This is a genomic window from Cryobacterium shii, assembly GCF_004402595.1.
In the GTDB taxonomy this organism is placed as follows: Bacteria; Actinomycetota; Actinomycetes; order Actinomycetales; family Microbacteriaceae; genus Cryobacterium; species Cryobacterium shii.
The window spans coordinates 44053-57064 of sequence record NZ_SOFY01000074.1 but is presented as its reverse complement, the minus strand read 5'-3'; the positions used below and the strand labels follow the sequence as shown (position 1 = coordinate 57064).

Sequence of the window (13012 nt, the reverse complement as noted above, 5' to 3'; positions counted from 1 at the left end):
GGAGGTTCGATTACTAGACGAGGCCAATCAGGGCGAAGATTCCGGAGGCGACCGCGAGCACGACCACCGCTCCGGCCAGGCTCCGCGTCACGCGGTCCACGTAGCCGTCCTTACGGCCGGTGGCCAGTTGCACGCAGAGGGTTCCGATCACGCAGCCCGCGAAGGACAGGCCGACCCAGACCAGGTGCTGGCCGGGCAGGGACAACGCTCCCACCAGGACCGCGCACACGACGGCGAAGGCCCAGACCCCCACGACACTTCTCCACTGCCAGCTCACTCTCTTATTCTGCCCTGCCCGGCGATCATTCGGCGGCACGCTAGTATGGGGCCACGATCTTTGGAGGGTGCGCGTGGCCCAGTTGTTGATCCTGACCTCGGCGGTCAACACTGACGTTCTTCCCGCCCTCGCATTGCTGTCGCACAGCACACGCATCATTCCGGCCCAGCCGGATCAGCTCGTTCGTGCGCCCGATTCCGATCTGGTCCTGGTCGACGCGCGCACCAACCTGATCGGGGCCAAGTCCCTCTGCCAGATCCTCCGCACCACCGGGAGCCTGATGCCGGTGCTGCTGGTGATCACGGAAGGCGGCCTCGCGGCGGTGAGCCCGGACTGGGGCGTCGACGACGTCATCCTCGACACGGCCGGACCGGCCGAGGTGGACGCCCGCATCCGTCTGGCCGCCGGTCGTACCCCGCGGCCGGAGGAATCCGCCACCATCCGCGCGGCCGGCGTGGTCATCGACGAGGCCAGCTACTCGGCGAAGGTGCACGGCCGCCCGCTCGACCTCACCTACAAGGAGTTCGAGCTGCTGCGTTTCCTGGCCGCCCACCCGTCGCGGGTCTTCACCCGGGAGCAGCTGCTCAGCGAGGTCTGGGGCTACGACTACTTCGGCGGCACGCGCACGGTCGACGTGCACGTGCGACGGCTGCGCGCCAAGCTCGGCGACCAGGAATCGCTGATCGGCACGGTGCGCAACGTGGGCTACCGCTTCAACGTGACCGAGCAGGACGGGACCCGTGGCATTCATCCGGTCCGCGACTAACCTCTCCGACCCGGCCTTCGCGGCCGAGTTCGACCGCGTCGCCGCGGCGGCGACGGCCCACGACGACTACCAGCCGTTCAACGAGCAGGCCCGATTCGACCTGGCCTCCGGGCGGCGCACGCCGTTCCTCGTGACGAGCGGGGACGCGGACACCCACCCCGGGGACGCGGACACCGGCGTCGTGGGCGCGGGGATCATCGGCGCGGGCGAACTCGACCTCGTGATCGACCCCGCCGCCCGGCGGCTCGGGCACGGCGGCGACGCCCTCGGCCGGCTTTTGACGGATGCCCCGGGCGACCTCCGCCTGTGGTCACACGGTGACCACCCGGCGGCCCGGGCCCTGGCCGAACGCTTCGGGTTCGCCGCCGAACGCACCCTGCTGCAGCTGCGGAAGGACCTGACGGCCGCCCCGCCCGTTCCGGACGGGGCCGACCCGGCGAACCCGGCCCACCTCGCCCACCCGGCGGACGGCATCGTCATCGAGGCGTTCCGGCCCGGCACGCACGACGCGGACTGGGTGGCGCTCAACGCGCTCGTCTTCGCGAGCCACCCGGAACAGGGACTGATCACCGAGCAGGACCTCGCGGCCCGCCAGGCGGAATCCTGGTTCGACGCCGGCGACTTCCTGCTCGCCCGGGAGGCCGCGTCCGGCCGACTACTCGGCTACAACTGGCTCAAGGTGGAGCCCGGCTCCCCCGTCGGCGAAATCTACGTCATCGGCGTGCATCCGGATGCCGCCGGGCGCGGCCTCGGCCGCCGGCTCATGCAGGCCGGCCTCGACCGCCTCCGCGAACGCGGCTGCAGCACCGTGGATCTCTACGTGGAGGCCGACAGCGTCGCGGCGGTGAACCTGTACCGCTCCCTCGGTTTCACCGACCGAACGGTCGATGTGCAGTACCACCGACACATTCGTTAGCCGGTGTTCATGCCGGATCGTCGCATCCGTGTGCCTCACAGTGTCAAGATGGGGAGATGGACGGCGATAACATCCAGACCGAATCGGGACTGGGCAGCGACTTTGACGACGACTTCGATCCCCTGATCGGAGTGAACGATCCGGCGTTACCCAAGGAGCGGTACCTCGACCGCGAACTGAGCTGGCTGGCGTTCAACCAGCGGGTGCTCGAACTCGCCGAGGATCCCGACCTGCCGGCGCTGGAGCGGGCGAACTTCCTCGCCATCTTCGCCAGCAACCTGGACGAATTCTTCATGGTGCGGGTGGCCGGACTGAAACGGCGCATCCTCACCGGGCTGGCCGTGCCGACCAACATCGGGCGCGCACCCCAGGACGCCCTCTCCGACATCTCCGCCACGGCGCACGTGCTGCAGGACCGGCACGCCCACGCGTTCCAGGACCTCGTCAGCCCGGCCCTGGCCGAAGCCGGGATCGACATCGTCAACTGGGACACCCTGGACGAAGCCGACCGCCGTTCCCTGCGCGACTACTTCTCGAACCAGATCTTCCCGGTGCTGATGCCGCTCGCCGTCGATCCGGTGCACCCGTTCCCGTACATTTCGGGGCTCTCGCTCAACCTCGCCGTGCGCGTGCGCAACTCGAAGACCGGCAAGCAGGAGTTCGCCCGGCTCAAGGTGCCCACCATGCTCCCGCGCTTCGTGCGCGTGGACCGCCGGGAGAACGTCGACAGCGTGCGCTTCATCACCCTCGAGGACCTGATCGCGAACCACCTCGGCGACCTGTTCCCCGGCATGGACATCCTCGAACACCACGTCTTCCGGGTCACCCGCAACGAAGACGTCGAGATCGAAGAGGACGAGACCGAGAACCTGATCAAGGCCCTCGAGAAGGAGCTGCTGCGTCGCCGCTTCGGCCCGCCCATCCGCCTCGAGATCACCGAGGACATGGACGAGGTCACCCTCGGCCTGCTGGTGCGCGAGCTCGACGTGACCGAGCAGGAGGTCTACCGCCTGCCCGCGCCGCTCGACCTGGGCGGCCTGTTCGACCTGCGCATCGACCGGCCCGACCTGCGGTACGCCAAGCATGTCCCGACGACGGCCGTGCAGCTGCTCGCGCCCGAGCCCAACGCGGAACCGGACATCTTCAGCGCCATCGGCCGCCGGGACATCCTGCTGCACCACCCCTACGAGTCGTTCGCGACCAGCGTGCAGGCGTTCCTGGAGCAGGCCGCCGCCGACCCGAACGTGCTCGCCATCAAGCAGACCCTGTACCGCACCTCCGGGGACAGCCCCATCGTGGAAGCGCTCATCGCCGCCGCCGAATCCGGCAAGCAGGTGCTCGCGCTGGTCGAGATCAAGGCCCGCTTCGACGAGCAGGCGAACATCACCTGGGCCCGCAAGCTCGAAAAGGCCGGCGTGCACGTGGTCTACGGCCTCGTCGGCCTGAAGACCCACTGCAAGCTCGCCCTCGTCGTGCGGAACGAAGGCGGGGTGCTGCGCCACTACAGCCACATCGGCACCGGCAACTACAACCCCAAGACCAGCCGGATGTATGAGGACCTCGGTCTCCTGACTGCGGACCCGCAGGTCGGGAAGGACCTCACCCGGCTGTTCAACGAGCTCTCCGGCTACGCCATCGAGAAGAAGTTCAAGCGCCTGCTCGTGGCGCCGCTGCACCTGCGCCGAGGGCTGCTCAAGAGCATCGCGGCGGAGACCGCAGCCGCCCAGGCCGGCAAGCCCTCCGGCATCCGGATCAAGGTCAACTCCATGGTCGACGAGGCCATCATCGACGCTCTCTACCGGGCCAGCCAGGCCCGGGTGCCGGTCGAGATCTGGGTACGCGGCATCTGCAGTCTCAAACCGGGCGTGCCCGGGATGAGCGAGAACATCAAGGTGCGCTCCATCCTCGGCCGCTACCTCGAACACTCGCGGATCTTCTCCTTCCACACGAACGGCGACCCGCAGGTCTACATCGGCAGCGCCGACATGATGCACCGCAACCTCGACCGCCGCGTCGAGGCACTGGTGCGCCTGGTCGACCCTGACCACCTCACCGAAATCGACGCCCTCTTCACCCGGGCGATGGACGACCGCACCTCGTCGTGGTGGCTGGACAGCTCGGGCGAGTGGACCAGACACCACCAGGACGAATCCGGGCAGCCGCTCGACGACATGCAGAACAGGCTCATGCAACAAATCTCCCTCCGCAAGCGCCCAACGGGCCGTCGATGACCGACCCCGTCTACGCCGCCGGCGCCGTCTGCTGGCGTTTGATCGACGGCAAGATGAACGTCCTGCTGATCCACCGCACCGTGTACGGCGACGTGACCATTCCGAAGGGGAAACTCGATCCGGGTGAAACGCTGCCGCAGACGGCCGTGCGCGAGATCGAAGAGGAGACCGGGCTGGCCGTGGCCCTGGGGGTGCCGCTGGGCATCTCGGCCTACTCTCTGCTCAACGGACGCGAGAAGATCGTGCACTACTGGGCCGCGGAGGTCTCCCCGGAAGCCATCCAGCAGTCGACGTTCGTCCCGAACGGCGAGGTGGCCGCGATCGAGTGGGTCACCATCAAGAAGGCCCGAACCTACCTGAGCTACACGCCCGACGTCGACATCATCGACGCGTTCGCGAAACTCGTCGACACCGGCGTCACCCGCACGTTCGCCCTGATCGCGCTCCGGCACGCCAAGGCGGTGCAGCCGGGCAACTGGGACGGCACGGACAGCAGCAGGCCCCTCACCGAGCGGGGCGTGAAGCAGGCCACCGCCATCGTGCCCACGATCACCGCCTGGCAGCCGCGCCGGATCGTGTCGAGCACGGCGACCCGCTGTGTGACCACCGTCGCCCCGTTGGCCGCGGCCACGGGCATCCCGGTCAAGCGCACCGAGCGGTACAGTCAGGACGCGTTCGAGCAGGGCACCGCGGATGTGCGGTCCGGCATCGGCAAGCGGGTGCGGTCGCGCAAGACGGCCGTCATCTGCAGCCACGGGCCGGTGCTGCCGAAGATCCTGCACGAGATCGCCCTCGCCACGGGCAGCACATACGGTTCCTACATTTCGGATGCCGCGGCGCTGGAAACGGGATCGTTCTCGGTCGTGCACCTCTCCGCCGACAATCCGAGCGCCGGGATCGTCGCGATCGAAACCCACTCGCCCGCGGTCTGACCGGGCATTCCTTCAACGCGTGGTGGCGGGCCCATAGCGGCCCGCCACGATGCGTTAACCTTCCGTTCACCTGCGTGCAGGGGTGTCGTTAACCACGAGGAATAGTGTCTCCCCGAGGCCAGCACCGGTCTCGACTACGCAGTCATTTTCTTTGCAGTCAACCCTCGAAAGGGATCCTTGTGAACTTCACGCGTTTTGGCCGACCCGCGGTCATCGCCGTCGTTGCCGCTCTTGCACTGTCTTCTTGTGCCTCGAACGAATCCGCCACTCCTGCCAGCACCGAGGGCGCTGCCAGCGCTCTCACCGGCACCCTCACCGGCGCCGGTTCCTCCGCGCAGGGCTCGGCCCAGGAAGCCTGGATCGCAGCGTTCCAGACGGCCAACCCCGACGTCACGGTCAACTACGACCCGTCCGGCTCCGGCGCCGGCCGCGAAACCTTCATCGGCGGCGGCTCCGACTTCGCCGGCAGTGACTCCTACCTCAAGGACGAAGAGCTGGCCGGCACGTTCGCCGCCTGCGCTCCCGGCTCCTCGGCCGTCGACCTCCCGGTCTACATCTCCCCGATCGCCGTGATCTTCAACGTCGAGGGCGTCAAAGACCTCAACCTGGACTCCGACACGCTCGCCAAGATCTTCAAGGGCGAGATCACGACCTGGAACGACCCGGCCATCGCCGCGTTGAACCCGAAGGCGACGCTCCCCGCGACCGCGATCACCGCCGTGCACCGCTCGGACGACTCCGGCACCACCAAGAACTTCACGGACTACCTGTTCCAGACCGCCCCCGACGTGTGGACCGATGCACCGGCCGACCCGTTCCCGCTGCAGTCCGGTGAGGGCGCCAAGGGCACCTCCGGTGTCGTCGACGCCGTCACCAACGGCGTGGGCACCATCGGCTACGCGGATGCCTCGAAGGCCGGCGACCTCGGCGTCGCCAAGATCAAGGTCGGCGACAAGTTCGTCGGCTACACGGCCGATGCTGCTGCCGCCGTCGTCGCCGACTCGCCCCTCGTCGAAGGCCGCGACAAGAGCGACCTCGCCATCAAGATCAACCGTCTCACCACGGACCCGACGCACTACCCGCTCGTTCTCGTGAGCTACGCCGTCGTCTGCACCGAGTACGCCGACGCAGCACAGGGCGAACTGGTCAAGGCCTACGTCAGCTACATGGCCGGCTCCGACGGCCAGTCCGTCGCCGCATCCGCCGGTGGCGCCGCGCCGCTGTCGACCGAACTCGCCGACAAGGTCTCCGCAGTTCTCGCCACCATCAAGTAACACTCGTCACCAGCATCACCTCAGGTCAGCCCGGTTCGGGAGGCGTCGCATTGCATGCGCCTCCCGGACCGGGCAGACTGAGGTTTGTGGCCAGCGGCTCGAACCTCCCCCACACTCACCACCTCACCACCTCAGGGAGATGCCAGGCATGACCACCGCAGTTGCCCGTGGAACGATCCGGGCGCCTCAGCGCCCGGGCGACCGCATCTTCTCCACCGCCACGGTGGTCTCCGGCGGCCTGATCCTCGCCGTGCTCGCCTCCGTTGCCGCCTTCCTGCTGGTGCAAAGCCTCCCCGCCTTCGTGGCCAAGCCGGAGGACTTCACCGGCGGCTACACCAACTTCTGGTCCTACGTCTGGCCGCTCGCCTTCGGCACGCTCTGGTCCGCGTTCCTGGCCCTGCTCATCGCCGTTCCACTGGCCATCGGCATCGCGCTGTTCATCTCCCACTACGCTCCCCGCAAGCTCTCGCAGGGACTGGGCTACATCGTCGACCTGCTCGCCGCCGTGCCATCCGTGGTCTTCGGCCTCTGGGGCATCGGCGTTCTCGCGCCGCTGCTGCAGCCCTTCTACGCCACCCTGGTGGCATGGTTCGGCTGGATCCCGCTCTTCGCCGGTCCCGTCTCCGGCACCGGCCGCACGATCCTGACGGTCGCGATCGTGCTGGCCGTCATGGTGCTGCCGATCATCACCGCCCTGTGCCGGGAGATCTTCCTGCAGACCCCCGTTCTCTACGAGGAGGCGTCCCTCGCCCTCGGAGCGACCCGCTGGGAAATGATCGCGATGGCCGTGCTGCCCTTCGGCCGCTCCGGAATCATCTCGGCGTCGATGCTCGGACTGGGCCGCGCGCTGGGTGAGACGATGGCCGTGGCCATGGTGCTCTCACCCAGCTCCCAGGTGGTCTTCCAGCTGCTCACCTCGCAGAACCCCACCACGATCGCCGCCAACATCGCCCTGAACTTCCCGGAGGCGCACGGGACCGGCGTGAACATCCTGCTGGCTACCGGCCTGGTGCTCTTCGTGATCACGCTGGCCGTGAACATGGTCGCCCGCCTGATCATCAACCGCCGCAAGGCCTTCTCGGGAGCGAACTGATGAGCACGACCACCATGGCGGCGCCCATGACGAACTCGCTCACGGCCGGCAAGCTTCCGAAGCACTCGGGCCTCGCCGTGCTGCTGGGCAGCTGGCTGGTCACCGCCGCGGTGTTCTTCGTGGTGCAGCTCTCCGGAGCCAGCGAGAGCTTCAACATCGCCGGCACGCTCTTCTTCGGCACGGTGCTCTACTGCGTCGCGATCTACCTGCTGTCCTACTTCGTCGAGGGCGTGCGCAAGGCCAAGGACCGTCTGGTCACCGCCCTGGTCACCGCCGCCTTCGTGGTGGCCCTGCTCCCGCTCATCTCCCTGGTGGCCACCACGGTGATCAACGGCCTGCCCGCCTTCCTCACCCCGACGTTCTTCACGGCGTCCCAGCGCAACGTGGTCGGCGCGGGTGGCGGCGCCCTGCACGCCGTGATGGGCACGCTGCTGATCACGGGAGTCGCCACCCTCATCTCGGTGCCGATCGGGCTGCTCACGGCGATCTACCTGACCGAGTACGGCCGGGGCCGGCTGTCTCGGGCGATCACCTTCTTCGTCGACGTGATGACGGGCATCCCCTCGATCGTCGCGGGCCTCTTCGCCTTCGCCCTGTTCTCCCTGCTGTTCAACGACCCGGGCATCCGGTTCGGTTTCGGTGGCGCGATCGCCCTGTCGGTGCTGATGATCCCGGTGGTCGTGCGCTCGAGCGAGGAGATGCTCAAGCTCGTGCCGAACGAGCTGCGCGAGGCCGCGTACGCGCTCGGCGTGCCGAAGTGGCTGACCATCCTGAAGGTCGTTCTGCCCACCTCCTTGGCCGGTATCGTCACCGGCATCATGATCTCGATCGCACGCGTGATCGGCGAGACCGCGCCGCTGCTGATCATCTCCGGGTTCACGGCGAGCATGAACTACGACCTGTTCAACGAGCGCATGATGACCCTTCCGGTGTTCGTGTACACGCAGTACGCCAACCAGGGCGCTGACACCCAGGCCTACCTGGACCGGGCCTGGGCCGGCGCGCTCACCCTCGTCCTGATCGTGATGCTGCTGAACGCCCTCGCCCGCATCATCGCCAAACTCTTCTCCCCCAAGCTCGGCCGCTAGGCTCCACCGGCGGCCGCTGGCCGTCCAACTCGAAGGAATGCATGTCCAAGCGCATTGAAGTCAACGACCTCAACGTCTATTACAGCAAGTTCTTGGCTGTCGAAGGCGTGTCGCTGACGATCGAGCCTCGCACCGTGACGGCCCTGATCGGGCCCAGCGGGTGCGGCAAGTCCACGTTCCTGCGCACCCTCAACCGCATGCACGAGGTCATCCCGGGGGCCTACGTCACCGGCGAGGTGCTCATCGACGGCAACAACCTCTACGGCCCCGGCGTGGACCCGGTGCTCGTGCGCCGGCAGGTCGGGATGGTGTTCCAGCGCCCGAACCCGTTCCCCACCATGTCGATCGGCGACAACGTGCTGGCCGGCGTGAAACTCAACAACCGCCGGATGGCCAAGACCGACGCCGACGACCTGATCGAGAAGTCCCTGCAGGGTGCGAACCTCTGGAACGAGGTCAAGGACCGGCTCGACAAGCCCGGCTCGAGCCTCTCCGGCGGTCAGCAGCAGCGCCTCTGCATCGCGCGGGCGATCGCGGTGCAGCCCGACGTCATCCTGATGGACGAGCCCTGCTCGGCCCTCGACCCGATCTCGACGCTCGCGATCGAGGACCTGATCGAGGAGATGAAGTCCGAATACACGATCGTGATCGTCACTCACAACATGCAGCAGGCATCCCGGGTCTCCGACCGCACCGGCTTCTTCAACATCGCCGGCACCGGCAAGCCCGGCAAGCTGATCGAGTACGACGACACGACCACGATCTTCTCCAACCCGAGCATTCAGGCCACCGAGGACTACGTCTCCGGCCGCTTCGGCTAACCCGCCGCCCACCCCGGCTCGCCCCGCACGAGGGCCTGCCCCGAACGAATTCGACGGAGATTTTGGCCAAAACGCGCCAAAATCGCCTGATCCGGCCCCGTGGGAGCAGAATCTCCGTCGAATTGGTTCGGGCGGGGCTCAGGTGGTGCGGGCCAGGAGGTGCCGGTTCAGGGCGAGGGTGCGCTCCGGGTCGGTCGGCAGGGACTGCCCGTCGAGTTCGGTGACGTGCACGGCCATCCGGATGCTGGACACCAGCCAGACCGCGTCCGCCGCCCGCAGCTCCGGGGCGGTCAGGTCACGGTACTCCGTGCGCTCCCCGGCCGCCTGCAGGTATTCGAAGACGCTCTGCTGGGTCGTTCCGTGCAGGATGGCCCCGCTCGGCACCGGCGTGACGTAGACCCCGCCGGACCGGATGACGACGCTCGAGGTGGGGCCCTCCAGCACAAACCCGTCATGGGTGAGGAAGATCGTGTCGTCGGCGCCGCGGCGCTTCGCCTCCCGCAGCGCCGCCATGTTCACCGCGTAGCTGAGGGTTTTGGCCCCCATCAGCAGCCACGGGGCCTGCTCGGCCACGCCCCGCGGATAGCCGCGGTCCAGCGTGACCGCGCGCACGCCATCCGTGCGGACGGGCCCGAAGTCGGGCGCCGCGGTCGCCTGCAGCCAGGCCGTGGCGACCGGACCGGGTTCGACCCCGCGGCTGAGCACGATCTTCAGCGCGATCTCGCCCGTGCGCGGCAGCCGCTCCATGGCATGCGTGATCGCGGCGAACCACTGGGCGACGTTGGGCGCCGGCAACTCGCAGATCTCGGCGGAGTTGCAGAGCCGACCGATGTGCGGTCCCACCTCCTGCGGGGACCCGTCGATGAACCCCAGGGTTTCGAAGATCCCGTCCCCGCGCTGGGCGCTGAGGTCGTCCACGCGCAGGGCGGGCGCGTCGGAGTTCACTTCATGGAACGTGTCGCTGAAATCCGTGCGGGGTGAATCGGCCGGAACCGGGTCGATCAGCAGCGTGAATGGCAGTGTCATACGCCGAGCATAAACGATGCGTCAGGAACTCTGGATGGCGACAATCGGGTCGGTGGTGGGCTGACGGGAGCCGCCGCGGGGTTCCACGGTGACGCCGATCGTGTCTCCCGCCGTCATGCTGCCGTCCAGCACGCGCCAGACGGTGCCCGCGCCGGAGGAGTCGAAGGTGCCCGCCGGGACCGCGCCGTCGCCCCCGATGTACCAGAGCTGGTAGTCCTTGTCGGAGGGCAGGGACGGCAGGTCGTCGACCAGCAGCGCCGAAAGGTGGCGCTCGCTGGACCAGACCAGGGTGGCCGGATGCCCGTCGGCCGTGGTCGTCGACGCCCGCTGCGAATCCGGGGCGGCGTTGATCTGGGCCAGGCCGGCGGCCTGCTGCTGCTCGAACTGGTTCGTGTTGAAGGCCTGCCCGGCGAATCCGCCGGCCACGAACAGCGCCACGGCCGCTGCGGCGGCCAGCAGGAGTCCGACCGGGCGCTGGAACCAGCGGCTGCGGGCCCGCTGCGCGGCCGCCCCGCCGATCGGGGTCACGGTCGCGGGGGCCGGCGCGGGGGCATCCGTCGTCTCGGGCTTCGTCGTCTCAGGCCTCGTCTGAGCGGGCTTAAGCGTCTCGGGCCGGGCGGCCTCGGTCGCGCCCGGTTCGGCCTGCGGGGCAGCGACCGGAGCGACCGCAGCCGCCGGACCGGCCAGCGCGGGCAGCTGGGGTGTCGCCGCGAGCTTGGCCATCAGCGAGGCCTTCAGCCCCGGGGTGGGCTGCACGGGCGCCGCGGCCAGACCCAGCGCGACGGCGGTGTCGCCGAGCTCGGCAGCCTCAATCCGGGCCTGCTCCGATTCGGCGAGGTGCCCCTCGTAGGCGGCGGCGTCGTCAGCGCCGAGCGCGTTCAGGGCGTAGGCGCCGGCCAGGTCGCCCGGGTTGTCGCCGCGTTCGACGCCGTTCTGGCGGGTGTTCTCGCTCATGACGCCACGCCCAATTCGTCGCGCAGCCGGATCATGCCGTCTCGCAACCTCGTCTTCACCGTTCCGAGCGGGATCTGCAACCGCTCGGCCACTTCACTCTGGCTGAGGCCGCCGTAGTAGGCGAGGCTGATCGCCTGACGTTGCAGTTGCGTCAATCTGGACATCGCCTTCTCCACCCTTTCGTGCTCGAGCCGTACTTCCACTGTTTCGGATACCTCGTCGTAGGCGACCGCGAGGTCGCGGATGCCGATCTTCGTGTCACGATCGCGACTGGCCTGCGACGACCGGATCCGGTCGACGGCGCGCCGGTGCGCCATCGTCAGAATCCAGGTCGAGGCGCCGCCACGCTGAACCTCATACCGTGTCGCCGACTGCCAGATTTCCAGGAAGATCTCCTGGGTCACCTCTTCCGACTGGGCGGGATCGACCAGCAACCGTCTGACCAGACCCAGCACGCGTGGTGCCATCTGGTCGTACAGCTCGCCGAACGCCGCTTCGTCCCCCCGCGCCACCCGGCCGAGGAGTTGTTCCTTGGATTCCGGGACCGTCGACTCTAGGTCGAAGTCGAAGTCAGCAGTCATGAGAACAAGCATGTCAGGTCTTTTCCCGTTCCATGACTGAGGTTCGGGGCCGAGTCCGGATCGGATTGGTCACGATTGCGACCGCAGACCGCGGGGAGGACGAGTGAAGGCCGGGCCGCAGAACGCCTCTCGGCGCGAGGCCGCTCAAAGCGGCGAATATTGGAGCCCGGGGTTACTGCGGCCCGACCAGGATCCAGTGTAAACGACGCGGCCGGCGAATTCGTCTAGTCCAGCGACTCGCTGCGCCACAGCCGGGCGCAGGAACCGAACTCCTGCGCGGTGGTCGAGAAGCGCAGGGCGCGGGTGGTGAGTTCGGTCGACCGCACCGGCTGCGTCGTCTCCAGGTCGTCGGCGATGCTCGTGCACCCGACGGAGGTGACGCGGCAGAACGCCGCCGCCCGGTCCAGCGCCACGGCGAAGTCGCCGGTGAAGATGCCCCGCAGGATCTGGTCGGCCAGGGCGATGATCTCCCCCGGCCCCGTGGGCGCCACGGCGCCCGCGACCAGCGGATCGATGGCGACCGTGACCTCGGTTCCGCGCTGGTACAGGAACGCGGTGCCTTCCGGATCCTGACGGATCAGCAGCCGCACCAGGTAGAGCCGCCAGAGCGCGCCCGGGAGACTGCGCGGCGTCGCCCGTGACCACAGCTCGGCCACGGCGTCGATGCCGTGCTCGTCGGTGTAGGCCACGAGGCGATCCACGACGGCCGGGTCAGGGTCGCGGCGCACGCGCGCCAGAAGAGCGTGCGCCGTTTCGTGCGCGACCCGGCTGATCAGCGCAGGGTCCTCGCCCCCCTGGAAGGATTCGAATTTGCTGCCGGAGAACTGGGTCGGCTTGTGGAAGTCTTCGGCCATCGCATCCTCCTGTGTGTTCGCTGTGGGCGCATCCGTCTCGACGCTTGCGGGACGTTCTCTCACGGTACCGAGAAAAACCCTCGGGCAATCCCCTGTACATTATTAACCGCGGGCCTCTAGCTCAGTTGGTAGAGCAAAGGACTTTTAATCCTTGGGTCGTCGGTTCGAGCCCGACGGGGCCCACTTTCTTCATTCGGGG

At 68.1% G+C, this 13012-nt stretch carries 13 protein-coding genes and 1 tRNA gene; 9 read left to right on the top strand and 5 right to left on the bottom strand.

The features are described 5' to 3' along the window. Window positions 1-13: 13 nt before the first annotated feature. Window positions 14-277 (bottom strand): hypothetical protein, encoded by a 264-nt coding sequence (locus tag E3O49_RS13755; protein ID WP_134365292.1) that lies wholly within the window; start codon window positions 275-277, stop codon window positions 14-16. Between the two features lie 73 nt (window positions 278-350). Here E3O49_RS13755 and E3O49_RS13750 point away from each other — a divergent pair, with 73 nt between their 5' ends. From E3O49_RS13750 to pstB, 8 genes are all read left to right on the top strand, one after another. After that, window positions 351-1043 carry a winged helix-turn-helix transcriptional regulator gene (locus E3O49_RS13750; protein WP_241976268.1) on the top strand — a complete coding sequence of 231 codons (693 nt, stop codon included), beginning with the start codon at window positions 351-353 and terminating at the stop codon, window positions 1041-1043. Next, window positions 1018-1959 (top strand): mycothiol synthase, encoded by a 942-nt coding sequence (mshD, locus tag E3O49_RS13745; protein ID WP_134365293.1) that lies wholly within the window; start codon window positions 1018-1020, stop codon window positions 1957-1959. Before E3O49_RS13750 ends, mshD begins: the two co-directional genes overlap by 26 nt. A 56-nt stretch (window positions 1960-2015) precedes the next feature. Further along, window positions 2016-4190: an RNA degradosome polyphosphate kinase gene (locus E3O49_RS13740; RefSeq protein WP_134365294.1), complete on the top strand. Its 2175-nt coding sequence runs from the start codon at window positions 2016-2018 to the stop codon at window positions 4188-4190. Further along, window positions 4187-5122 carry an NUDIX hydrolase gene (locus E3O49_RS13735; protein ID WP_134365295.1) on the top strand — a complete coding sequence of 312 codons (936 nt, stop codon included), beginning with the start codon at window positions 4187-4189 and terminating at the stop codon, window positions 5120-5122. Before E3O49_RS13740 ends, E3O49_RS13735 begins: the two co-directional genes overlap by 4 nt. Before the next feature lie 179 nt (window positions 5123-5301). Beyond that, window positions 5302-6396: a phosphate ABC transporter substrate-binding protein PstS gene (pstS, locus tag E3O49_RS13730; RefSeq protein ID WP_134403388.1), complete on the top strand. Its 1095-nt coding sequence runs from the start codon at window positions 5302-5304 to the stop codon at window positions 6394-6396. Between the two features lie 148 nt (window positions 6397-6544). Then, window positions 6545-7489 carry a phosphate ABC transporter permease subunit PstC gene (gene pstC, locus E3O49_RS13725; RefSeq protein WP_134365297.1) on the top strand — a complete coding sequence of 315 codons (945 nt, stop codon included), beginning with the start codon at window positions 6545-6547 and terminating at the stop codon, window positions 7487-7489. Further along, window positions 7489-8577: a phosphate ABC transporter permease PstA gene (pstA, locus tag E3O49_RS13720; RefSeq protein ID WP_134365298.1), complete on the top strand. Its 1089-nt coding sequence runs from the start codon at window positions 7489-7491 to the stop codon at window positions 8575-8577. Before pstC ends, pstA begins: the two co-directional genes overlap by 1 nt. A 41-nt stretch (window positions 8578-8618) precedes the next feature. Then, window positions 8619-9398 carry a phosphate ABC transporter ATP-binding protein PstB gene (pstB, locus tag E3O49_RS13715; RefSeq protein WP_134365299.1) on the top strand — a complete coding sequence of 260 codons (780 nt, stop codon included), beginning with the start codon at window positions 8619-8621 and terminating at the stop codon, window positions 9396-9398. A 138-nt stretch (window positions 9399-9536) separates the two neighbouring features. Here the strand turns inward: pstB and E3O49_RS13710 are convergent, their stop codons facing one another. From E3O49_RS13710 to E3O49_RS13695, 4 genes are all read right to left on the bottom strand, one after another. Beyond that, window positions 9537-10424, bottom strand: a complete 888-nt coding sequence (locus tag E3O49_RS13710; protein ID WP_134365300.1) for an aminodeoxychorismate lyase — start codon at window positions 10422-10424, stop codon at window positions 9537-9539. A gap of 21 nt (window positions 10425-10445) precedes the next feature. Next, complete coding sequence (locus E3O49_RS13705; protein WP_134434221.1) at window positions 10446-11378, bottom strand: anti-sigma factor; 933 nt, start codon at window positions 11376-11378, stop codon at window positions 10446-10448. Beyond that, window positions 11375-11959 (bottom strand): ECF RNA polymerase sigma factor SigK, encoded by a 585-nt coding sequence (sigK, locus tag E3O49_RS13700; protein WP_241976266.1) that lies wholly within the window; start codon window positions 11957-11959, stop codon window positions 11375-11377. Before sigK ends, E3O49_RS13705 begins: the two co-directional genes overlap by 4 nt. 224 nt (window positions 11960-12183) lie before the next feature. Further along, window positions 12184-12813 (bottom strand): DNA-directed RNA polymerase subunit beta, encoded by a 630-nt coding sequence (locus tag E3O49_RS13695; protein ID WP_134365315.1) that lies wholly within the window; start codon window positions 12811-12813, stop codon window positions 12184-12186. A 110-nt stretch (window positions 12814-12923) separates the two neighbouring features. Between E3O49_RS13695 and E3O49_RS13690 the strand changes: the two genes are divergently transcribed. Then, window positions 12924-12996, top strand: a tRNA-Lys gene (locus E3O49_RS13690). Window positions 12997-13012 lie beyond the last annotated feature (16 nt).